The following is a 22,009-nucleotide window of genomic DNA, read 5'->3' on the forward strand; positions in this document are numbered from 1 at the left end:
CTATTTTGGATGGAGCAGTTTGCGCACGCCCTCACTGACTTCGTGCGCGTTCACCAGGCTTGGGCAGCGCCAATCGTGTTCGTGCTGGCCTTCGGAGAGTCGCTCGCCTTCATCTCGCTGCTGGTCCCGGCCTGGGGCGCGCTGGTGGCAATCGGTGCGCTGATCGGGGTCAGCGGCATCAACTTTTTTCCGGTCTGGATTGCCGGCGCCCTCGGCGCGGCGCTGGGTGACTGGGTCTCCTACTGGTTCGGCTACCGCTACAAGGAGAAGGTCGCCGAGATGTGGCCGCTCTCGCGCTATCCGGGACTGCTCCCCAGAGGCGAGGCTTTCGTGCGCAGCTGGGGCGTCCCCAGCATTTTCATCGGGCGCTTCTTCGGACCCCTGCGCGCCTCGGTGCCGCTCGCGGCCGGCATCTTCGAGATGCCCTATTGGACCTTCCAGGCGGCCAATTTCGTCTCGGCCCTGATCTGGTCGGCCGTGCTCCTGCTGTTCGGCGACGTGCTCGCCAAGATCATGGAATGGATCTGGCGGGTGATCTGACCGGGCAACGGGGCCGCCCGGTCAGGGCGTCAGGCCAAGCCTTCTAAGCAAGCCTACAGCGATGCGTTCCAGATCGCGGGGATCCAGCGATATCCGGAGCCGTCCTTCTCGACCCGGACGAGACCGGGGAAGGCGGCGTGGAAGGCCTGGATCGGCATCTTCTCGGCAATCGCCATGTCGTAGAGCTTGCGGCGCGTCTGCTGGGCCAGCGGTTTGTCGACGTCGGATGCGATGTTCCATTCGGGATGCTTCACGAACAGGAACGCTGCGCCCGCGGTGATATCCACCTGCACCAGCACCTTCTCGGCGCCGGAGGCGACGATGAAGGAATTGTGGCCCGGCGTGTGGCCGGGGCTCGCCACCGAGGTGATCCCGGGCGCGACTTCCTTGCCGGCCTCATATTGCGTGACCTTGCGGCCCAGGGCATCGAACACGCGGCGGATGTTCTTGAAATTGTTCTCGAGGATCGGATTGCCCATCCCCTTGCTCATCTCGCCGTCATCCATCCAAAACTTCCATTCCACCGCCGGAACCATGATCTCGGCATTGGGGAAGGCGGGCTTGTTCTCGGCCGCCAGCAGGCCGTTGATGTGGTCGCCATGGAAATGGGAGATGATGACAGTATCGACCGCCGCGCGATCGATACCGGCGGCGGCGAGATTGTTCTGGAATTGGCCGACCTTGCCCTTCGACTGCGTGAACTGGTCGGGACCGAGCCCGGTATCGATGACGACGAGCTTCGGTCCGGTGTTGACCACGACCGGGTTGAAGGTGTGGGTGACCTTGTCGGCTGGCAGGTGGTGCTCGGCGAACACTTTGTTGATGTCATCCTTGCTGGCGCCGGCGGCGTAATTGTCGGTCAGATTGACGGTCGCAACGCCATCGCAGACCACCGTGACCTGGTGGGTGCCGACATTGTAGCGATAGAAGCTCGCATTCTGCTTCTCGGCCAGCGGCGCGGCGGCGCCCGCGGGCGAAATCTTCACGAAAGGCAGGAGCGCCGATGCGGCGGCGCCGGCTAGCGTTGCGCGACGAGTAATCTCGGTCATGGTGATGTCCTGAGGCTGGGTGCGAACGGCTCGGGGCCGGCGAAGAGGTTGTGTCCCGCCGGTCGTTCTCGAAAACCCCTACTTCTAGTGGAAATTCCACGGCGGGCCGATGACATCTGTGCGCGTCCTGCCGTCGCGCGTGCGGCATCCTGCCGTCCCACTGAACCGATTTGCTCTTGACCATGGAACCAGCGGGCATTATAGCCGCGCGCCATGATCAACGCCGCGACCATTCTGTTCGCCCGTCGCCGCCGCCGCAGCTTAGCGGTTTGGGCGGTCGATCGCGTTTGAGATCATCGTCTTTGCCGCTGGACCCGATCCGCGGCATCCTCTCTCCTGTCAGCGCGATCTGATCCGGCGGTCCCCCGAGGAGGCCCAGCAGGAGACCACGATGTACACGCCACCCTTTTTCAAGCAGGACCGCGCCGCGAGCCTGAAATTCGCCGAGGAGCGCGGCTTCGGCACGATGTGCGCCTTCGATGGCAAGCGGCCGATCGCCTCGCCGTTGCCGTTCTATTTGACCTATGCCGCAGATGGCACGCCGCAGGCTGCCTTTCATCTCGCCCGTCACAATCCGCTGCTAAAGCTGGCGGGCGGCGAGGCGTCGTGGCTGCTCGCGGTCAACGGCCCGGATGCCTATGTATCGCCGGACTGGTACGTCTCGCCGGATCAGGTTCCGACCTGGCTCTACCAGTCGGTGCATCTGAGCGGGCCGGTTCGGCTGTTGTCGGATGACGAGCTGGCGCTGCAGCTCGAGGTGCTCAGCGCCAAGTTCGAGAGCTGGCTGCTGCCGAAAAAGCCGTGGACGTCGGCCAAGATGACGGCGGGTCGGCTGGAGACGATGAAAAAAGGGATCGTTGGGCTGGTCATGACCGTTGAGGAGGTCGAAGGCAGCTTCAAGCTGAACCAGCACAAGTCGGAGGCCGATTATGCAGCGATCGCGAATGCGCTTGACGGCGGCGATGCCGATGCCAAGCGGATCTCACAATTGATGCGGCAGGCAAGGCCGCAGGTTTTCGCAGACGACACGAACATGCTCGAAGGGAGCGCATCATGAGCCTCGCTGACACCACCAAAGCTCCGGCCACCAGCGCGGCAAAGAAGCCGGCCACCGTCTTCGTCGATGGCGGTTCCGGTACCACCGGCCTCGGCATCAATGAGCGGCTGAAGCTCCAAAGCGACGTCGCGGTGAAGACCATTGCCGACGACAAGCGCAAGGATCCCGCGGCCAAGAAGGCGCTGATGGAGGAGGTGGATCTCGTCATCCTCTGCCTTCCCGACGATGCCGCCAAGGAAACCGTTGCCCTGGTCGACGGCATGGGGGCTCACGCGCCGAAGGTGCTGGATGCCTCGACCGCCTACCGGGTCGCGCCGGACTGGGCTTACGGCTTTGCGGAGCTGACGCCGGACCAGGCCGGCAAGATCAAGGCCGCGAAGAAGGTCTCCAATCCCGGCTGCTATCCGACCGGCGCGATCGCGCTGCTGCGGCCGATCGTCGATGCCGGCCTGCTGCCGCCTGATTATCCCGTCACCGTCAACGCGGTGAGCGGCTATTCCGGCGGTGGCAAGTCGATGATCGCAAGCTTCGAGGATGGCAGCGCCCCGTCCTTCGAGCTCTACGGCCTCGGCTTCGAGCACAAGCATCTGCCGGAGATGCAGCTCTATTCGAACCTGACGCGGCGGCCGATCTTCATTCCCTCGGTCGGCAACTACCGGCAGGGCATGCTGGTCTCGGTGCCGCTCCAGCTCGACACGCTGCCGGGCAAGCCCGGCGGCGCCGACCTGCAGGCGGCGATGGCAAAACGTTACGCCGGCTCGAAATACGTGAAGGTGATGCCGCTGCAAAACGAGGCGAGCAAGGGCGGCCGGCTCGAGCCGGAGGCGCTCAACGAGACCAACATGCTCGAGCTCTACGTCTTCGCCAGCGACAAATATCACCAGGCGCTATTGGTCGCCCGGCTCGACAATCTCGGCAAGGGGGCATCCGGCGCAGCCGTGCAGAACATGCGGCTGATGCTCGGCCTGCCGGAGGAGTGAGGCAGGCCTCTATCCTCCGTCATTGCGAGCGAAGCGAAGCAATCCAGAGCTTCCACCGCGGAAATAGTCTGGATTGCTTCGTCGCAAGGGCTCCTCGCAATGACGTGGAAAGTGCTTCAAACCACCCTGAAGATCGCCAGCACCAGCACGGCCTGGGCGAAGAAGCCGACGGTGAAGGCGAGGGTGCGGAACACCGGAATTCCGAGCGCATAGACGATGATGTGCGCGATGCGCGACCAGAAATAGACGGCGCAGGCGAGCACCGTCCATTTCGTGGAATAGTCGATCGCGTTCAGGATCAGCACCAGCGGGGCGAAGATGACGAGGTTCTCGACCGCGTTGTCATGGGCGAACATCAGCCGGTTGGCCCACTCCGCCTGGGGCTTGTCGCCGCGCGAGGGGTTGGCCATGGCGCCGCTCAGCCCGCGAACCTGGCAGCGGTTGATGATGTAGGGAACCCACAGAACTCCCGTCAGGATCACCGTCAGTGTCAGCCAGAACAATTCGCGTGTCATAGTGCCGGTCCCTGTGTCGTCGCTGGATTGAGGATAGAGCATGATCCGGAAAAGTGAGTAGCGGTTTTCCGAAAAGATCATGCTCAAACAATTAGTCTATACGAAAGCGCGCCGCATTCCGCTACGCGCGAACTCTGACATAGCTGCCGGGCGCGTCCTCGATCGGCGGGAATGCGTCGCTGCCGACCGCGCGCGCCGGGACTTCCTCGGGGTCGAGCTCGCCCAGCCACTCCCGCCAGTCCGGCCACCACGAGCCCTTGTGCTCGGTGGCGCCCTTCATCCACTGCGCGACGCTGACGTTCTTGATGTTGTCGTTGGTCCAATACTGGTACTTGTTCGCGGCAGGCGGATTGACCACGCCCGCGATGTGGCCCGAGCCGGACAGCACGTATTTCACGGGGCCGCCGAAGAACTGCGAGCCGTAGAGCACCGATTCTGCGGGCGCGATGTGGTCCTCGCGGGTGGCGAGATTGTAGACCGGCACCTTCACCTTGGAGAGATCGAGCAGGGTGTTGTCGAGCGCCATCGTGCCGGTGGAGAGCCGGTTCTCCAGGTAGCAATTGCGCAGGTAATAGGAATGGTTGGCCTGGGTCATCCGTGTCGCATCGGAGTTCCAATGCAACAGGTCGAACGCGCTCGGCTGCTGGCCTTTCAGATAGTTGCTGACCACGTAGGACCAGATCAGGTCGTTGGAGCGCAGCATGTTGAAGGCCATGGCCATCTTCGAGCCTTCGAGCACGCCGGCAGTCTTCATGTCCTGCTCGATCGCGGCGATCTGCTCCTCGTCGACGAACACGAGCAGATCGCCGGCATGAGTGAAGTCGACCTGGGCCGCGAAGAACGTCGCGGACGACACGCGCTGGCGGCGCTTCTCGGCGAGCCAGGCCAGCGTGGTCGCGAGCATCGTGCCGCCGACGCAATAGCCGGCGGTGTGCACCTTCATCTCGCCGGTGATCTTCTCGATCACGTCCATCGCCGTGAGCGGGCCTTCCTTCATGTAGTCTTCCCAGCCCTTGTTGCCGAGCCGCTTGTCGGGATTGACCCATGAGATCACGAAGACGGTGATGCCCTGGTCGACGCACCACTTGATGTAGGATTTCTCCGGCTTCAGATCGAGGATGTAGAACTTGTTGATCCAGGGCGGCACGATCAGGAGCGGGGTGCGCAGCACCTTCTCCGTCGTCGGCGAATACTGGATCAGCTGCATCATCTCGTTCTGGTAGATCACCTTGCCCGGCGTCGTCGCCATGTTGACGCCGACGACGAGATTGTCCGGATTGGACTGGCGGATCTTCAGCATGCCCTTGCCGGCGGCGATGTCCTCGGCCAGCATCTTCAGGCCGCGCGCGAGGTTCTCGCCGCTGGACGCCACCGTCTCGCGCAGCACTTCGGGGTTGGTCAGCACGAAGTTCGACGGCGAGAGCGCGTTGGTGACCTGCTGGACGTAGAACTCGGCCTTGCGGCGCGTGTGCGGATCGAGCCCTTCGGCGTCGCGCACCAGCTCCTGCGCCCATTTGGTCGTGAGCAGATAGAGCTGCATGACGAAGTCGAAGAACTGGTTCGACTTCCATTCCGGATCGGCAAAGCGCTTGTCGCGGGGCGAGGGGGCGATCGCGGGCTCGGCGTCCTGACCGGCCATGCGACGCACCGCCGAGCCCCACAGGTCGAGATAGTCCTTGGCAAGCTTGGTCTGGAGATCGGACGAGCGGGACGTGTCCGACAGCCAATATTCGGCGACCGACGTGAACGTCTTGACGACCTCGGCAAGCTCGGCCGGCGGGCGGTCCTGCACTTCGCCGCTCTCGCGCGGCTTGAGATAGGCGGCGAGCGCCTTGCCGCCGCTCTCCATCGCCCGCGCGACGTTCATCGCAAAGGCTTCGGCGTCGAACTTCGTCTCGGGTTTCGGCGTATCGGTCGTGGCCATACTCATGGGCAGAACAGTAACGATTCATTCCGTATTCGTCACCGCGAAGCTCGCAGGTTTGACGTTAAACGCTCTCGAAGATGTGTTGCACTGCGACAAATCTTCTTGGTTCCGTCACAATCGGGCCGCACGGCTCGGTTTGTTGGGCATCGGCTGTTTTCTTGCTCTAACCATTTTGGGCAGCAATGGTTTGAGCTTGGGCACGGTCTTGGGTAAGCTTGCCCGGGCCGTGCTTTGGGACGAGTAGGGGATTTCCCAAGTGTTGGCGTTATGGGACCTGCAAAAGACGCTGCCGATCTGCGGCGCGGTGCTGATGGCGGCGCTCGCCCTGGGCGGGTGTTCGAGTCAACTCGCGGATCTGGCGCCCGCGGATGCGCCGCCGCGTACCAGGGAGCCCGGGAGCTATCTGCCCGTGCACGATCTGCCCCCGGATCGCGATCAGGCGATCATCCCGCTGGAGCAGCGCGCCAAGATCGAGGCCGAGCTCGCCGCCGCGCGCGATCGCCAGGCCGCTGCCGCCAAGGACGCCAAATAGGCCCGTGGCCGCGAGACCGGCAAGGTAATCGCTGGCGCCTCCGCTTTGCCGTGCTAAAAGACCTCGGTTCAGCCTGGAGTCAGGGCGAACGACTTCAATCTTCGTTGCCGACGATTGCTCTAAGTATTTGATTTTGAGTAATTTTCGCGATGGAGCCTGAGTGCTTTCGTGCCGGCCCTCGCGGCCTGTCGATTCTGTCCTGACCGGTTGCCCGGAGCCCAGAGAGCCATGGAAGAATTTTACCGCATTCGCCGCCTTCCGCCTTACGTGTTCGAGCAGGTCAACCGGGCCAAGGCGGCTGCGCGCAATGCCGGCGCCGACATCATCGACCTCGGCATGGGCAATCCGGACCTGCCGGCGCCGGCGCATGTGCTGGACAAGCTGAAGGAGACGCTCGGCAAGCCGCGCACCGACCGCTACTCGGCCTCGCGCGGCATCCCCGGGCTGCGCCGGGCCCAGGCGGCCTATTACGCCCGCCGCTTCGGCGTGAAGCTGAACCCCGACACCCAGGTCGTGGCGACGCTGGGTTCGAAGGAAGGTTTCGCCAATGTGGCGCAGGCGATCACCGCGCCGGGCGACGTCATCCTCTGTCCGAACCCGAGCTACCCGATTCACGCCTTCGGTTTCTTGATGGCGGGCGGCGTCATCCGCTCGGTGCCTTCGGAGCCGACGCCGCAATTCTTCGAGGCGGCGGAGCGGGCGATCGTGCATTCGATCCCCAAGCCGCTCGCGCTCGTCGTCTGCTATCCCTCGAACCCGACCGCCTATGTCGCGAGCCTCGACTTCTACAAGGACCTCGTCGCCTTCGCGAAGAAGCACGAGATCCTGATCCTGTCCGATCTCGCTTATGCCGAGGTCTATTTCGACGAGAGCAACCCGCCGCCCTCGGTGCTGGAGGTGCCGGGCGCGATGGACTGCACCGTCGAGTTCACCTCGATGTCGAAGACCTATTCGATGGCCGGCTGGCGCATGGGCTTTGCAGTCGGCAATGAGCGCGTGATCGCCGCGCTCGCCCGCGTCAAATCCTATCTCGATTACGGCGCGTTCACGCCGGTGCAGGTCGCGGCGACCGCCGCGCTGAACGGCCCCGACGATTGCATCAAGGAGATGCGCGACACCTACCGCAAGCGCCGCGACGCGCTGGTGGAATCGTTCGGCCGGGCGGGGTGGGAAATCCCGGCGCCGGAGGCCTCGATGTTCGCCTGGGTGCCGCTGCCGGAAGCCTTCCGCAGCGTCGGCAGCATGCAGTTCGCGACCCTGTTGGTGGAGAAATCCGGCGTCGCGGTCTCGCCCGGCGTCGGCTTCGGCGAGCATGGTGAAGGATATGTCCGCATCGCCATGGTGGAAAACGAGCAACGGATCAGGCAGGCCGCGCGCGGCGTCCGCCGCTTCCTTGAAAGCGGCATCGAAACGTTGCACAACGTGGTTCCTCTCGCCAATCGGCGGTAATTCTCTTCTGCAGGTTTTCTGAAGTATCATGGTCGCACCGCTGAAAGTGGGCATAGCGGGGCTCGGCACCGTGGGTGCCGAGGTTATCCGCTTGATCGAAACACAGGCGCGCGTGCTCGCAGGGCGCAGCGGCCGGGGCATCCGCGTGGTTGCGGTCACAGCGCGTTCGAAGGCGAAGAAACGCGGCATCGACCTGCGCGGCTTCGATTGGGCGAAGGACCCGATCGCGCTCGCCACGCATCCGGAGGTCGATTGCTTCGTCGAGCTGATGGGCGGCGCCGGCGATCCCGCGCTGTCGGCGGTGGACGCTGCGCTCGGTGCCGGCAAGTCGGTCGTCACAGCCAACAAAGCGCTGCTCGCCAAGCACGGCCTCAAGCTGGCCAAGGCGGCTGAAAAGCACGGCGGTGCGCTGAATTTCGAGGCAGCGGTCGGCGCCGCGATCCCCGTCATCAAGACGTTGCGCGAAGGGCTTGCCGGAACCGGCGTCAACCGCGTCTACGGCATCCTCAACGGCACCTGCAATTACATCCTGACCCGGATGGAGCAGGAGGGCCTGTCCTTCGCCGAATGCCTCAAGGATGCCCAGCGGCTCGGCTATGCCGAGGCCAATCCGTCCTTCGACGTCGACGGCCACGACACCGCGCAGAAGCTCGCCATTCTCGCCAGCCTCGCTTTCGGCACGAAAGTTGCTCAAAGTGCGGTGTATGTCGAAGGCATCTCATCCATCGCGCCGGAAGATCTTCGCGCCGCCGACGATCTCGGTTATCGGCTCAAACTGCTCGGTGTTGCCGTTCGCACCGCCAAGGGCATCGAGCAGCGCGTGCACCCGACCATGGTGCCGAAATCCTCCTCGATCGCGCAGGTGATGGGCGTCACCAATGCGGTCACGATCGATGGCGAAGGCATTCCGCCGATCACGCTGGTCGGCCCCGGCGCGGGCGGTGCCGCGACCGCATCCGCCGTCGTCGCCGACATCGCCGACGTCGCGCGCGGCATCCGCGCCAATCCGTTCGGCCGGCCCATCGGGCAGCTGCGCGACACCAAGAAGGCGCCGATGGAGCGTCACGAGGGCGGCTATTACATCCGCCTGCTCGCACGCGATTTCCCCGGCACTGCGGCCGCGATCGCGACGCGGCTTGCCGAGCAGAAGATCTCGATCGAGTCGATCGTGCAGCGTCATCCCAATGGCGGCGCTGCGCCCACTGACGGCAAGGCTGTTCCGGTGCCCGTCATCCTGATCACCTATGCCACGCACGAGGATGCCGTGCGCCGTGCGCTCGCCGCCGTGCAGAAGGACAAGGTGATCAGCGGACGGCCGCAGGTGATCCGGATCGAGAAGAACTAGAGCATGACCTCGGAAAAGTCTGAGCGGTTTTCCGGAAAGGTCATGCTCAAGCCATAAGGCGGTCGTTCGTTCGAACGAACACCGGGCGTTGTGAGTTGATGTGGACGGAGATTTCCGTCCCAAACGTTTCGAAGGAGTAAGCCGATGTCGACCCATATTGAAGTCCCCCCGCACGCCTTGCTCGAGCGCATTCTCACGCTGGAGATCGTGCGGGTGACGGAGCGGGCGGCGGTGTCGTCGGCGCGGTTGCGCGGCCACGGCAACGAGAAGGCGGCCGACCAGGCCGCCGTCGACGCCATGAGGCGCGAGCTCAACAAGCTGCCGATCCAGGGCACCATCGTGATCGGCGAGGGCGAACGCGACGAGGCGCCGATGCTTTATATCGGCGAGCAGGTCGGCCTCAAGGCAGGTCCCGAGGTCGATATCGCGGTCGACCCGCTCGAAGGCACCACGCTGTGCGCCAAGAACATGCCGGGCTCGATCGCCACCATGGCGATGGCTGACGGCGGCACGCTGCTGCACGCCCCCGACGTCTACATGCAGAAGCTCGCGATCGGCCCCGGCTACGACAAGGGCGTCGTCGATCTCGATGCCTCGCCGGCCGACAATGTCCGCCGCCTCGCCAAGGCCAAGGGCGTGAAGCCCGAGGGCATCACCGTTCTCGTGCTCGACCGTCCGCGCCATGCCGACATCATTTCGAGCGTGCGCTCGACCGGTGCGGCCGTACGCCTGATCACCGACGGCGACGTTGCCGGCGTCATCCATTGCGCCGACCCCGACAACACCGGCGTCGACATGTATCTCGGCACCGGCGGTGCACCGGAAGGCGTGCTCGCCGCCGTGGCGCTGCGCTGCATCGGCGGCCAGATGCAGTGCCGCCTCATCCTCGATTCCGAGGAGAAGCGCGAGCGCGCCGCCAAGATGGGCGTCAACGATCCCAAGATGATCTACGGCATCGAGGACATGGCACGCGGCGACTGCCTGTTCGCCGCCACCGGCGTCACCACGGGCTCGCTGCTCTCAGGCGTCAAGTTCCGCAAGGACGGTGTGATCGAGACCGAGACGGTGGTGATGCGCTCCGTCACCGGCACCGTGCGCTACATCAAGGCCGAGCATCGCGAGCTGGCAAAGTTCCATCTGGATTGAGGCCGCGGTCATCCGCGCGCGATTGCTCGGCGCTTTGGTCGCAGACGGATCCGTCGTCTGTCTGCTATGGGCTGCGATGCGGTGCCGGGGCGAACATGTGCAGGTCGCGCAACATCAGAGCCAGCATGACGGCCCCCTGGAGCTGCCCAACCTCATCGGCCCAGGGCTGAAGAATGGACTTCGCGGTCGCCATGTCTCCGCGCGCGAGCGCGCTGCGCGCGTTTATGTCGGCCTCGGCATAGGTGTCAGTTGCAATCATACGGGACAGCGCCTGCGCGAGGCCTTCATCGAAGCTCTCCAGGCGTACTTCGGAGACGTAGTGATCAGGCTTGAGACCGATTTTGTTTCTTGGATGCGCCGGATCGAAATGCCCAACCTTTGCCAGCATGATCAGCAGAGGATGATTTCCGGCGATGGAAGGAGGAATGATCGGATAGGTCCTGATTCTCCCCGATCGATCATCAAGAGATGAGAAGGAGATGACCGGCCCAAGGTTGAAGCGCGACTTGCGATGGAGCACAGCAACGCGATGGTCGATCTCGGAGTCCGGTTTGAACACCTCACCGTTCTTGAAGCTCGCGTCGGGGTCGGCATCGATGAGAAATGCCGAGAGCTGGGCAACCCGGCCGGTGACGGTGCGTTCGTCAAGCCCGTCCACCTCAAACTCGATCTCTCGTCCAGCGAACGCGGACAATCCGAGCGTATAAGCTCCCAGGGTCTTGCCGGAACGGAAGGGGACGATGTCCATCCACAATCCGAACGGCTGATCTGGATACGCCTCGAACGCGCGGCTTGACTGCTCCAGCCACATCTCGGGGGAACGGCCGATTTTTCCGTCCCAGATGACGGCGACAACATTAGGCAGTGCCGCAACCACGGCACCCACAAAGGCGGTCGTGAGGTACGTATTCTCGGCAAAATCCAGCGCTTTCGTTTCCGTATTGCCTTCGGCAGAGCCCATCGGCGCGACCACGAGGTGCGCACGATGGCGTCGAGCGGCGTGGAAAGCTTCCGGCCACAGCCAGGAAGCCCGCTCCCACAATTGCTGATCGAAAGGTATCGGCGCAGGCATCAGGAGGATCGTCATGAGATGATCTCCTGCGCGGATGAACAGGGGACCGTCAGCACCGTCGCTCGGTGCGAAGGTGCTACGGTTCCAGCGTATGTCGGCATGACGAACGCGTAAGAACTGGATCAAAGCCTCCTCGTCCGGGAGGCGGGCATCCTCGAGCAATATGTATGCGACAGAGACGGTTGTCATGGCCGGTGCGCTTCACCCCGACGAGTTGAGGTAGGCGACCAAACTCGTCCCTCACGTGCTTGATGCGCCGAACTAGCGCTATTGTTGCATGGAACGGATCATGCTTTAAAGCCCTCGATCTCGGCCGGCTAGCCGGGCCAAAACAAAATCAGCGGAGCGAAGCATGACCACACCATCCAATCTCTCCGCCGTCAAAGCCCTCGTCTTCGACGTGTTCGGCACAGTCGTGGACTGGCGCACCAGCCTGATTACCGACTTCATGTGGTGGAGCAAGCAGCGCGGCATCACCGCCGATTGGACCGCGCTGGTCGACGGCTGGCGCGGCATGTACATGGCCTCGATGGACGACGTGCGCCAACATCCCGAGCGCGGCTACGTCATGCTCGACGATCTGCATCGCCGCTCGCTGGAGCAGCTGGTCGATCAATTCGCGATCAGGGGCCTCACCGAGGCCGATCTCGACTACCTCACCAAAGGCTGGCACCGCCTGCATCCCTGGCCCGACAGCGTCGCCGGCTTGATGCGGCTGAAATCAAAGTTCGTGATCTCGCCGCTCTCGAACGGCAACGTCGCGCTGCTCACCAACATGGCGAAGTTCGCCGGCCTGCCGTGGGACCTCATCATGTCGGCCGAGCTGTTCGAGCACTACAAGCCCGATCCGGAAACCTATCTCGGCGCAGCAAAGCTGCTCTGCCTCAAGCCGGAAGAGGTGATGATGGTCGCGGCCCACAATGGCGATCTCGCTGCCGCCCAGAAGAACGGATTGAAGACCGCCTTCGTGGCGCGACCGACCGAATACGGCCCGCTTCAGAAGGTCGATTTCGAAGCAACCGGCAAGTGGGACATCGTCGCGAAGGATTTTGGCGGCATCGCCGATCAGCTCGGCTGCTGACATTCGCGGCGCAGCGGCGATCAATGGACTACGAAAGTGCGATCGGCAGTTCGGGATTGCTCGACGAGCTGCGGGAGTTCGATCCACGCGTGGTCGGGACGCTGCCTTTGGGGCTTGCGACGCCATTGAGCGACATCGATGTCGTCTGCCATGTTCTGGACGCGGTGGCTTTCGCCGAAGTGATCTGGCGCCGGTACCGCGCCTGTGGCGGGTTTGCGCTCTACCAATGGTGCTCCAGCCGGCGGCCGGTGGTCGCCCGCTTCGAGTGGGACGGCTGGCCGTTCGAGCTGTTCGGCGATCCCAAGCCGGTCGATCAGCAGGAAGGCTGGCTGCACTTCGAAATCGAGCGGAGATTGCTCGCGCTCGACGACGGGCGTCTGCGCAAAGCCGTGGCCGACCATAGGGCGCGCGGGATGAAGACCGAGCCCGCGTTTGCCGCCGCGCTCGGCATTGCCGGGGACCCGTATTCCGCATTGCTTGCATTGGGCCGTGAGAGCGACGCCCAGCTGCGGGCCCGCCTGGAGTGCCTGTAAGGTTCGCCGCGTGGGACCGCACAGATCCGGGCGGCTCGCGCCGCCCGGATCTGAACTGACGGCTACAACGTCATCTTCATCGGCTCCGGATAGTAGCGGAAACCATCTCCGGCTTTGGCGACATGGCCATAGCCTGGCCAGGCGAAGTGATAGGACATCACCGGGATCTTGTTCGCCGCCAGCATCGTCAGCAGCTTGACGCGCGACTCCGCCGCCTGCTTCGGGTCGGAATCGTAGGAGAACTCCATCCGTGGCTTCTCCAGCAGCAGCACCGAATGGTGCGAGAGATCGCCGAGGAAGGCGAACGACTTGCCGGCCGACGTCACCATGAAGATGGTGTGGCCGACGGTGTGGCCGGGGGCCGCGATCGCCTGCACGCCGGGCAGGAATTCCTCGCCATCCTTGAAGAATTTGATCCGATCCCGGACCGGCAGCAGGTTCTTGCGGGCGTGGATGACGAAATCCTTGGCCGCGCTGCCGAGCTTGCCTTCGTCGGTCCAGAAGTCGAAATCGCTCTGGGCAATGTAGACTTGCGCGTTGGGGAACAGCGGCTTGCCGCCCTCGTCGACGATGCCGCCGATATGATCGATATGGGCATGCGAGCATACGACGGCATCGATGTCGCCCGGCTTGATGCCGGCCTCCGTCATGCTCTTCTGCTGCCGTCCGGTGCTGGCGCCGAACATCTTCGATGAGCCCATGCCCGTGTCGAACAGGATGAGCTTGTCACCGGTGTTCACGATCGGAGAGTTCTGTTCGAGCACGACATTGTCCGGCGACAGGAAATTGTCGGCCAGCATCTTCTTGACCTCTTCCTTGGGAACGCCGGTGAAGGTCCCGGAGGGATCGCCGAGCGGAAGCGGTCCGTCGGATACGACGGTCACCTCGGCATCGCCGAGAATGAAGCGGTGCCAGTAGGGCGTCTGAGTGCCGAGCTTGGGCGCCCGCGCCATCGCGCTGCTGCCGAGCATGGCGCTGGCGCCGAGACCGGCCCCAAGTGCGAGTAGGGACCGACGCGAGACATCGAGTGTCATTCTTTTCCTCCGCTTTCGTCTTTTGTTTTGCGCAATCGTTGGCGCGGTAAGCGGCCGCCCGATCGGCCACGTGGCCGGAGGGCGGCGGAAAGCATGCTGCGCCGGTTGCGACAAGCTAGCAAGTGGAATTACCCGGTACGGCACGCTGAACGAGAACGATAGCCGGAGCGCGAAAGCGACGTCCAAAGGCAGGCTGCGCCAAGGCGCGGAATTGCGCGTTACGCAATTCTCAACGTGACGTCATTGCCTTCCGTCTCGGCAAAGCCCGCCTGCAGCACCTCTTCGCGCTTGTGACGCAGATGCGCACGCAGGATGTGGGCGAGCCCGACACCGTCGCGGCGCTGAAGCGCGTTCAGGATTGCCTCGTGCTCCTTCACGGCGAGCGCCCAGCGCTGCGCCGTCATCGGCGTGACATAGCGCGCGCGCCGGATGCGCGCGGTCACCGAGGCGTAAAGCCCGGCGAGCACAGGATTTCCCGCTGCGGTCACGATGGCTTCGTGAATGGCGCGATTGCCACGGTAGTACTGGATCAGGTCGCGCTCGCGATAATGCTGCACCATGTCCGCATGTGCGGCGGCGATCGCATCGATCTCGGCGTCGCTGATGCGCTCGCAGGCGAGTTCGCCCGCGAGAGCCTCCAAGCCCTGGCAGACCTCGAACAGGTCGCGCATGTCCTTGTCGGTCAGCTTTGCTGCCCGCGAGCCGCGATGCGGCAGCAGCTGCACGAGCCCTTCCGCCGCCAGCACCTTGAGCGCCTCGCGCAGCGGCGTCCGCGAAATCTCGAGCCGCTCGCACAGCTCGCGCTCGGGAATCCGCGCGCCCGGCGGGATTTCGCCGTCGAGCAGGATGGCGCGGATGCGGTTGACGACCTCGTCGTGAAGCATGGCTCTGAGCTCTGTTTTGAATGCAAAAATGAACTTATACGCCCATATGGCCAAGTTCCAGCTTGAAAATTCAGAGTTTTGCATTCAAAAATGTAAAAAACAGAAAGGTATGAGGAAATGGACCTGCAAGTGGCGGCAGAAGACCTCGTGTTCGAGCGCGACGGCGGCATCGGGCGGATCACCTTCAACCGTCCGCAGGCCCGCAATGCCTTCACGTTCGCCATGTACGAGCGGCTCGCCGCGATCTGCGAGGAGGCCAATCGCGACCATGACATCAAGGTGCTGGTGCTGCGGGGGGCCGGCGACAAGGCCTTCGCCTCGGGCACCGACATCAATCAGTTTCGCGAATTCAGGACGCCGCAGGACGCCGTCGACTACGAGAACCGCATCGACCGGGTGCTGACCACACTCGAGCAATGCCGGGTCCCCACGATCGCGGCGATCAACGGGTTCTGTACCGGCGGCGGGGCCGGCATTGCCGCGGCCTGCGACCTCCGCATCGGCACAAAAGCTGCGAAGATCGGATTCCCCATCGCCAGGACGCTCGGCAATTGCCTGTCGATGTCCAATGTCAGCCGTCTCACCGCACTGATCGGCGCCGCGCGCGTCAAGGATCTCATCTTCACCGCACGCCTCGTCGATGCCGGGGAGGCCGCAAGCGTCGGGCTGCTCGGCGAGGTCGTCGACGATCTTGCCGCCCTTGAACGACGTGCAGACGAGGTGGCCCGGCTCGTCGCGAGCCATGCGCCGTTGACGCTGAATGCGACCAAGCAGGCTGTCAGCCGTCTGCAGCGCCGGTTGACGCAGGACGAGGGCGAAGACCTCATCCTGATGTGCTACACGAGCCAGGATTTTCGCGAAGGGCTCGATGCTTTCCTCAACAAGCGCGCGCCGCAATGGCGCGGCCAATAGGACGAGCCGATGCAAAGCGATCCATCGCAATCCACCTCCCGCCGTTCGGGACCGCTGGCCGGCCTCAAGGTCATTGATCTCACTCACGTCATGGCGGGACCGACCTGCACCTTGATGCTCGCCGACATGGGCGCCGACGTGATCAAGATCGAGAAATGGCCGAACGGCGACGACACCCGTCATTCGGTGCCGCCGAAGATCGGGGACGAGGCGGCCTCCTTCCTGATGATGAACCGCAACAAGCGCGGCATCGTGCTGGACCTGAAGACCGACGGCGGCAAAGAGGTGCTGCGCCGGCTGATCGCCGATGCCGACGTGCTGGTCGAGAACTTTGCGCCGGGCGCGATGGAGCGCCTCGGCTTCGGCTATGAGGCGCTGCACGCGGAATTCCCGGCGCTGATCTATTGCTCGCTGTCGGGCTTCGGCCGCACCGGCCCCTACAAGCATCGCAGGGGGTTCGATCTCGTCGCGCAAGCCATGAGCGGCATCATGAGTTTTACCGGCGAGCGGCCCGACGGTCCGCCCGTCAAGTGCGGCCCGCCGCTGTCGGACATCACCGCCGGCCTGCTCGCGAGCATGGGCATCCTGGCCGCCTACACCCATCGCCTCAAGACCGGTGAAGGCCAATGGGTCGAGACCTCGCTTTATGAAGCCGCCTTGGTGCAGACCTATTGGCAGTCGACCATCGCGCTCGCCGCGGGCACCGCGCCGCGCGCGATGGGCTCGGCGCATCCGCTCAACGCGCCGTACCAAGCGTTTGAAGCCTCGGACGGCTGGCTCGTGGTCGGCGGCGCCAACAAGAAGCATTGGCTGTTGATGCTGGAAGCGCTCGGCGCGAGCGAGCTCGCCGACGATCCGCGCTTCGTCACCGGTGCCGATCGCATGGCCAACCTGAAGGAGCTCGAAGCCGTCCTCAGCGAACGCTTCCGCAAGCAATCGCGGGCGCATTGGCTCGCGGCGCTGGACGAGAAGGGCGTGCCGTGCGGCCCCGTGCACGACATGCTGGAGGCGCTGAGCGATCCGCAGACGCTGGCGCGCGAGATGGTCGTCGAGGTCGAGCACTCCACGCTCGGGTCCGTCAAGACGATCGGGCTTCCCATCAAGTTTTCGGAGACCCCGGGCAAAGTGCGATCAGGCGCACCGGTCTATGGAGAGCACACGAAAGAGGTTCTGGCCGAGCATGGGTTCGACCAGTCACGAATCGAAGCGCTCGAAAAAGAAGGCGCAATCGTCTCGGCCCGGGAACGACGCGAGGAACACGTCGCCTGACCGGACGTCGATACGACAACAACAAAAGATAAAGATCAGCTGGAGGAAATCATGGGTCGGACGTCAACATTTCTGCTCTCCGCAGCCGCAGCCGTGCTCGCCGGCACCATGCCGGCGCTCAGCGCCTGGCAACCGCAAAAGCCGATCGAGTTCGTGGCCACCGCCGGCCCCGGCGGCGGCACCGACAATCTCGCGCGCGCGGTGCAGAACATCATCACCAAGCACAAGCTGATCGAGCAGCCGATCGTCGTCGTCAACAAGGGCGGCGGCAGTGGCGCTGAAGGCTATGTCTACGGCAAGGCCTCCGCCGGTGATCCCTACAAGGTGATCTTCGGCACCTCGAATGCCTGGCAGCAGCCGCTCGTCTCCAAGGTCGCCTTCAACTACACCGATCTCACGCCAATCGCGGCGATGGCGCAGGACGAGTTCCTGCTCTGGGTCAAGCAGGACGCGCCGTACAAGACCGCGGGCGATTATCTGAAGGCGGCCGCAGCGGGCGAATTCAAGATGGGCGGCGCGCAGTCCAAGGACACCGACGAGGTGCTGACGCGCATGATCGAGAAGGCCGGCAAGGTCAAGCTGACCTATATCCCGTTCAAGAGCGGCGCCGAGACCGCCGTGCAGCTCGCCGGCGGACACCTCGATTCCCACGTCAACAACCCCAGCGAAAGCCTCGGGCAATGGCGCGGCAGCACGCAGCGCCCGCTCTGCGTGTTCAGCCCGAAACGGCTGCCGCAGGGGCCGAAGGTCACCGCGACGGAAGGCTGGGGCGACGTTCCAACCTGCGTCGAGCAGGGCCTCGACATCAACCAATATGAGCAGCCGCGTACCGTATGGCTGCCCGGCAAGGTCACGCCGGAGCAGGCCGCGTTCTATGTCGACCTCATGAAGAAGGTGCAGGCGACGCCGGAGTGGAAGGACTACATCGAGAAGACCTCCCAGGTCGACACGTTCCTCACCGGTGCCGAGCTCGAAAAATTCATCAAGGAGGACCTCGAGCGCATCAAGCAGGTCGCGGGCGATCAGGGCTGGCTGGTCAAGTGAGGCCGAGGATGGGCTTCGATCGCGCCGCCAACTGTAGCCCTGGTCCTCATCCTGAGGGCCCGCCGGAGGCGGGCGTCTCGAAGGATGGCCGCGGATGCGATGTCGCCTGGAGCCGTCCTTCGACACGCGCGAAAAAGCGCGCTCCTCAGGACGAGGACTGTTTCGCCGGAGCTGCCCATGATCTCCCGTCGCGCGCTTGAACTTGCGACCGCCGTGCTCACCGGCAGCTTCGGCGTGGCCGTCGTCGTCTCCAGCCTCGACAACGGCATCGGCTGGTCGAGCGCAGGCGTGGACGCCGGCACATTCCCGTTCCTGACCGGGATCATCGTCGTGCTCGGCAGCCTCTACAATCTGGTGAGAGGCGTGGTGCCGGCCGCGACGCTCGCAAGCGTTCCCATCGCGATCACGTCGATCGAGCTGCGCCGGCTCGTCGGCCTGTTCGTGCCGGCTGCCATCTTCGTCGCTGCGATCCCGCTCGCCGGGATGTACGTCGCCTCCGCTCTCTATGTCTTCGCGGTGCTGGCGATCCCCCGACACCAATCCGTGCCGCGCGCGCTGGCTATGGCAGGAGCTACGGCGCTCGCGCTCTACCTCGTGTTCGAGCGCATGTTCCAGGTCAGTCTGCCGCGCGGCGCACTGGCTTCCGCGCTCGGGTTCTGAGGGAGCAGCGGGATGGACAATCTCCAGGAGCTCCTGCACGGCTTCACCATCGCGGTCACGGTGCCGCATCTGGTCCTGATGGTGGTCGGCGTGCTGCTCGGCATTCTCGTCGGCGTGCTGCCGGGGCTGGGCGCGCCGAACGGCGTGTCGCTGCTCCTGCCGCTCACCTTCGGCATGCAGCCGGTCTCGGCCATCATCCTGCTCTCCAGCATGTATTGGGGCGCGCTATTCGGGGGATCGGTGACGTCCATCCTGTTCAATATCCCGGGGGAGCCGTCGTCGGTGGCGACCACCTTCGACGGCTATCCGATGGCGCGCGACGGCAGGCCGACCACCGCGCTCGCGACCGCCTTCGGTTCGGCGGCGTTCGGCGCGCTGGTCGGCGTCATCCTGATCACCTTCCTCGCCTCCTGGGTGGCGCAGGCTGCGCTCGCGTTCGGGCCGGCCGAGTATTTTGCGGTCTATTTTCTCGCCTTTGCCAGCTTCGTCGGCATGGGCGGTGCGGCGCCGATCAAGACCGTCGTGGCGCTGGCGCTCGGCTTTGCCATCGCCGCCATCGGCATCGACACCGTCTCCGGCAGCGTCCGCCTCACCATGGGCGTGGACGAACTCGTCAAGGGTGTCAGCTTCGTCGTCGCGGTGATGGGCCTCTTCGGCATTGGCGAGCTGCTGGTCGCCGTCGAGGAGGAGTTTCACGCCCGCGCGGTCTCTTCCAAGATCGATTGGCGCGAGGTGTTTCGCGCCGTCGGCCGCCTGCCGCGGCACGGCGTCGCCCTGCTGCGCAGCGCCGCGATCGGCTGCTGGATGGGCATCACGCCGGGCGGCCCGACCGCGGCCTCCTTCATGAGCTACGGCATCGCGCGCCGCTTTTCACACCGTGGCCGGCATTTCGGCACCGGCGAGGTCGAAGGCATCGTGTCGCCGGAGACGGCCGATCATGCCGCCGGCACCAGCGCGCTGCTGCCGATGCTCTCGCTCGGCATTCCGGGCTCGGCAACCGCGGCCGTGATGATGGGCGGGTTGATGATCTGGGGCCTCAATCCCGGGCCCATGCTGTTCGTGGACCAAAAGGATTTTGTCTGGGGCCTGATCGCCTCGATGTATGTCGGCAACATCGTCGCCGTCGCCCTGGTGCTGCTGACGGTCCCGGTGTTCGCCGCCCTGATGCGGATTCCCTTCGTGGTGATCGCGCCGCTGATCGTGATCATCTGCGTCGTCGGCGCCTATTCGGTGTCGAACTCCTATCTCGACGTCGTCATGATGCTCGGCTTCGGGGTCGTCGGCTATCTCTTCAAGAAGCTGTTCTATCCGCTGGCGCCGCTCGTGCTCGCGATCGTCATCGGCGACAAGGCCGAGGACGCCTTCCGGCAGTCGATGCTGATCTCCAAGGGATCTCTCGGCATTTTCTTTGCGAACAAGCTGGTGACGTGCCTGATCGTGGGCGGCATCGCGCTGCTGCTGCTTCCGCTTCTGTTGCAGCTGCCGCGGCTCTGGCGCAAACCTGCGTCGCCCGCGACCGATGCGCCAGTCCAGGAAAGGGCGATCATATGACCGCAAAGCCGCTGATTGCGCTGGCCATGGGAGATCCAGCCGGCATCAGCCCGGAGCTGACGGCCAAGCTCGTGGCGCAGGACGACATCCGCGCGCGCTGCCGGCTCGTCGTCATCGGCGACCGCCGCATTTTCGACGAGGGCGCGCGCATTGCCGGCGTCAAGCCGGAGCTGAAGATGCTAGAGCAGGGCGCCGATCTTCGCGCAGCGCAGGAAGATGCGCTGTTCGTCGATCTCCGCCACCTCGACCCCAGAGAGGTCGAGCCGAAGAAAGCGACCCTTGCCGGCGGAAAATTTGCGCTGGCCAATTACAGGCATGCGCTCGAGCTCGGCCGCGACGGCCATGTCGAGGCGGTCTGCTTCACCCCCTTTAACAAGCAGGCGATGCGCCTTGCCCGTGCCGAGTACGACGACGAGATCGCGTTCTCGGCCGAAATCGTCGGTCTCAAGACGCCGGCAAGCGAATTCAACGTGCTCGACGGGATCTGGAACGCGCGGGTCACCTCGCACATTCCGCTCAGGGACGTCGCTGCGAAACTGTCCGGCGAACGCATCCGTCGCGCGCTCGATCTGACCGATTCCTGCATGCGGAACGCCGGCTTTGCGCGGCCGCGCATCGCGGTCGCAGGCCTCAACCCCCATGCCGGCGACGGCGGCAATTTCGGCCGCGAGGAGATCGACGTGATCGCTCCGGCGGTTGCGGCGGGCCAGCGCGAGGGCATTGCCGCGGAGGGACCGTTTCCGGCCGACACCGTGTTCCTGCGCGCCAAGGCCGGCGCCTTCGATGCCGTGCTGACGATGTATCACGACCAGGGCCAGATCGCGATGAAGCTGATGGGTTTCGATCGCGGCGTGACCTTGCTCGGCGGCTTCCCGTTCCCGATCTGCACGCCCGCGCACGGCACCGCCTACGACATCGCGGGGCAGGGCATCGCCTCGATCGGCGCCAGCCGCGCCGCGTTGCTGCTCGCCGCGGAGATGGCGGCGCGTCGTCTCGGCTGAACTTGCACGCGCGAAGGGAGCGACCGCTGATTGCGCTCGCCTTGCGCGCAGACTTAGACTTTAGGGAAAAACTGGAAACTTCCGCCGTCGCGAGGAGTTGGCGCCCCATGAACATCTTCCACGTCGGAGCTGGAACATGGTCGACGACAGCCCGCTACGAACAGCGGTGGACACCGCTTGGTGCGTGTACCTTGCCCGGCATCGCAGCGTCGATGCAGCGGATGGCCGTCGTTGCCTGCTCGAGCGTCATCTGCAAGGGAGGCGGGAAGCGCGCGAGAGTAACGGTGATGCCCAGGAACTCGCAGCATTCGGGCTTGCCTATCTCGAGCGGCTTTCCGATGACGAATGTTGAGGCTCATCGAGGGCGGTATCTGTCGGCTGGCTAGCGCGAGCGCAAGGCCGGATTGGACCTTGCTCGCGATTTCGAA

23 protein-coding genes are annotated in these 22,009 nt (G+C 64.3%); 17 read left to right on the forward strand and 6 right to left on the reverse strand.

The genetic code is table 11. The annotated features are described in order from the left end of the window. Nucleotides 1-9 precede the first annotated feature (9 nt). Entirely contained in the window at nucleotides 10-540 is a 531-nt protein-coding gene (locus GA0061099_RS17045; RefSeq protein WP_035999932.1) for a DedA family protein, read from the forward strand. 53 nt (nucleotides 541-593) lie between these two features. Here the strand turns inward: GA0061099_RS17045 and GA0061099_RS17050 are convergent, their stop codons facing one another. Next, nucleotides 594-1,589, reverse strand: coding sequence for an MBL fold metallo-hydrolase (locus GA0061099_RS17050; RefSeq protein WP_035999929.1), 996 nt, complete (start codon nucleotides 1,587-1,589; stop codon nucleotides 594-596). 391 nt (nucleotides 1,590-1,980) lie between these two features. Here GA0061099_RS17050 and GA0061099_RS17055 point away from each other — a divergent pair, with 391 nt between their 5' ends. Further along, nucleotides 1,981-2,646 (forward strand): FMN-binding negative transcriptional regulator, encoded by a 666-nt coding sequence (locus GA0061099_RS17055; protein ID WP_036022937.1) that lies wholly within the window; start codon nucleotides 1,981-1,983, stop codon nucleotides 2,644-2,646. After that, nucleotides 2,643-3,626 (forward strand): N-acetyl-gamma-glutamyl-phosphate reductase, encoded by a 984-nt coding sequence (gene argC / locus GA0061099_RS17060; RefSeq protein WP_036022938.1) that lies wholly within the window; start codon nucleotides 2,643-2,645, stop codon nucleotides 3,624-3,626. Before GA0061099_RS17055 ends, argC begins: the two co-directional genes overlap by 4 nt. Nucleotides 3,627-3,742: 116 nt before the next feature. On the opposite strand, the gene GA0061099_RS17065 is transcribed toward argC, so the two are convergent. Together GA0061099_RS17065 and GA0061099_RS17070 are read right to left on the reverse strand one after the other, a co-directional pair. After that, complete coding sequence (locus GA0061099_RS17065) at nucleotides 3,743-4,141, reverse strand: MAPEG family protein (RefSeq protein WP_035999918.1); 399 nt, start codon at nucleotides 4,139-4,141, stop codon at nucleotides 3,743-3,745. A gap of 121 nt (nucleotides 4,142-4,262) precedes the next feature. Next, nucleotides 4,263-6,071 (reverse strand): PHA/PHB synthase family protein, encoded by a 1,809-nt coding sequence (locus tag GA0061099_RS17070; protein ID WP_036022939.1) that lies wholly within the window; start codon nucleotides 6,069-6,071, stop codon nucleotides 4,263-4,265. Here GA0061099_RS17070 and GA0061099_RS40055 point away from each other — a divergent pair. The 5 genes from GA0061099_RS40055 to glpX all read left to right on the forward strand — a co-directional run bounded on the left by GA0061099_RS40055 (nucleotide 6,070) and on the right by glpX (nucleotide 10,540). Beyond that, nucleotides 6,070-6,312 carry a hypothetical protein gene (locus GA0061099_RS40055; protein ID WP_141697621.1) on the forward strand — a complete coding sequence of 81 codons (243 nt, stop codon included), beginning with the start codon at nucleotides 6,070-6,072 and terminating at the stop codon, nucleotides 6,310-6,312. The two genes, GA0061099_RS17070 and GA0061099_RS40055, sit on opposite strands and share 2 nt — an antisense overlap. 12 nt (nucleotides 6,313-6,324) lie before the next feature. Continuing rightward, a complete protein-coding gene (locus GA0061099_RS17075; protein ID WP_036022940.1) occupies nucleotides 6,325-6,600 on the forward strand; it encodes a hypothetical protein in 276 nt (91 codons plus the stop codon). Nucleotides 6,601-6,828: 228 nt separating this feature from the next. After that, on the forward strand, nucleotides 6,829-8,049 hold the full coding sequence (locus GA0061099_RS17080) for an LL-diaminopimelate aminotransferase (protein WP_035999902.1): 1,221 nt from the start codon (nucleotides 6,829-6,831) through the stop codon (nucleotides 8,047-8,049). A gap of 28 nt (nucleotides 8,050-8,077) precedes the next feature. Next, complete coding sequence (locus GA0061099_RS17085) at nucleotides 8,078-9,394, forward strand: homoserine dehydrogenase (protein ID WP_036022941.1); 1,317 nt, start codon at nucleotides 8,078-8,080, stop codon at nucleotides 9,392-9,394. Between the two features lie 144 nt (nucleotides 9,395-9,538). Beyond that, on the forward strand, nucleotides 9,539-10,540 hold the full coding sequence (gene glpX / locus GA0061099_RS17090) for a class II fructose-bisphosphatase (RefSeq protein WP_036022942.1): 1,002 nt from the start codon (nucleotides 9,539-9,541) through the stop codon (nucleotides 10,538-10,540). Between the two features lie 64 nt (nucleotides 10,541-10,604). Here glpX and GA0061099_RS17095 read toward each other — a convergent pair whose 3' ends face one another. Beyond that, nucleotides 10,605-11,627, reverse strand: coding sequence for a hypothetical protein (locus tag GA0061099_RS17095; protein WP_225149562.1), 1,023 nt, complete (start codon nucleotides 11,625-11,627; stop codon nucleotides 10,605-10,607). A gap of 337 nt (nucleotides 11,628-11,964) precedes the next feature. Here GA0061099_RS17095 and GA0061099_RS17100 point away from each other — a divergent pair, with 337 nt between their 5' ends. Next, the gene (locus GA0061099_RS17100) at nucleotides 11,965-12,693 is read left to right on the forward strand and encodes a haloacid dehalogenase type II (protein ID WP_036022944.1); all 729 of its coding nucleotides are present in this window, start codon (nucleotides 11,965-11,967) and stop codon (nucleotides 12,691-12,693) included. A gap of 23 nt (nucleotides 12,694-12,716) precedes the next feature. Continuing rightward, nucleotides 12,717-13,226: a DUF4269 domain-containing protein gene (locus tag GA0061099_RS17105; RefSeq protein WP_036022945.1), complete on the forward strand. Its 510-nt coding sequence runs from the start codon at nucleotides 12,717-12,719 to the stop codon at nucleotides 13,224-13,226. Nucleotides 13,227-13,288: 62 nt separating this feature from the next. On the opposite strand, the gene GA0061099_RS17110 is transcribed toward GA0061099_RS17105, so the two are convergent. Then, nucleotides 13,289-14,260 carry an MBL fold metallo-hydrolase gene (locus GA0061099_RS17110; protein WP_036022946.1) on the reverse strand — a complete coding sequence of 324 codons (972 nt, stop codon included), beginning with the start codon at nucleotides 14,258-14,260 and terminating at the stop codon, nucleotides 13,289-13,291. Between the two features lie 218 nt (nucleotides 14,261-14,478). Continuing rightward, nucleotides 14,479-15,144, reverse strand: coding sequence for a GntR family transcriptional regulator (locus GA0061099_RS17115; protein ID WP_036022947.1), 666 nt, complete (start codon nucleotides 15,142-15,144; stop codon nucleotides 14,479-14,481). 117 nt (nucleotides 15,145-15,261) lie between these two features. Here GA0061099_RS17115 and GA0061099_RS17120 point away from each other — a divergent pair, with 117 nt between their 5' ends. The 7 genes from GA0061099_RS17120 (at nucleotide 15,262) to GA0061099_RS17150 (ending at nucleotide 21,933) form a co-directional block, all read left to right on the forward strand. Beyond that, nucleotides 15,262-16,056: an enoyl-CoA hydratase/isomerase family protein gene (locus GA0061099_RS17120; protein WP_036022948.1), complete on the forward strand. Its 795-nt coding sequence runs from the start codon at nucleotides 15,262-15,264 to the stop codon at nucleotides 16,054-16,056. A gap of 9 nt (nucleotides 16,057-16,065) precedes the next feature. After that, the gene (locus GA0061099_RS17125) at nucleotides 16,066-17,325 is read left to right on the forward strand and encodes a CaiB/BaiF CoA transferase family protein (RefSeq protein WP_074447908.1); all 1,260 of its coding nucleotides are present in this window, start codon (nucleotides 16,066-16,068) and stop codon (nucleotides 17,323-17,325) included. A 51-nt stretch (nucleotides 17,326-17,376) separates the two neighbouring features. After that, on the forward strand, nucleotides 17,377-18,369 hold the full coding sequence (locus GA0061099_RS17130; RefSeq protein WP_035999871.1) for a tripartite tricarboxylate transporter substrate binding protein: 993 nt from the start codon (nucleotides 17,377-17,379) through the stop codon (nucleotides 18,367-18,369). 177 nt (nucleotides 18,370-18,546) lie between these two features. Next, nucleotides 18,547-19,029: a tripartite tricarboxylate transporter TctB family protein gene (locus GA0061099_RS17135; RefSeq protein ID WP_035999869.1), complete on the forward strand. Its 483-nt coding sequence runs from the start codon at nucleotides 18,547-18,549 to the stop codon at nucleotides 19,027-19,029. A gap of 12 nt (nucleotides 19,030-19,041) precedes the next feature. Further along, nucleotides 19,042-20,580: a tripartite tricarboxylate transporter permease gene (locus GA0061099_RS17140; RefSeq protein WP_074447909.1), complete on the forward strand. Its 1,539-nt coding sequence runs from the start codon at nucleotides 19,042-19,044 to the stop codon at nucleotides 20,578-20,580. After that, on the forward strand, nucleotides 20,577-21,581 hold the full coding sequence (locus GA0061099_RS17145; protein WP_036022952.1) for a 4-hydroxythreonine-4-phosphate dehydrogenase PdxA: 1,005 nt from the start codon (nucleotides 20,577-20,579) through the stop codon (nucleotides 21,579-21,581). The genes GA0061099_RS17140 and GA0061099_RS17145 overlap by 4 nt, the downstream gene beginning before the upstream one ends. Before the next feature lie 136 nt (nucleotides 21,582-21,717). Continuing rightward, entirely contained in the window at nucleotides 21,718-21,933 is a 216-nt protein-coding gene (locus GA0061099_RS17150; RefSeq protein WP_074447910.1) for a hypothetical protein, read from the forward strand. Nucleotides 21,934-22,009 lie beyond the last annotated feature (76 nt).

Origin of the sequence: Bradyrhizobium yuanmingense (genome assembly GCF_900094575.1) — a bacterium.
Taxonomy (GTDB): Bacteria; Pseudomonadota; Alphaproteobacteria; order Rhizobiales; family Xanthobacteraceae; genus Bradyrhizobium; species Bradyrhizobium yuanmingense.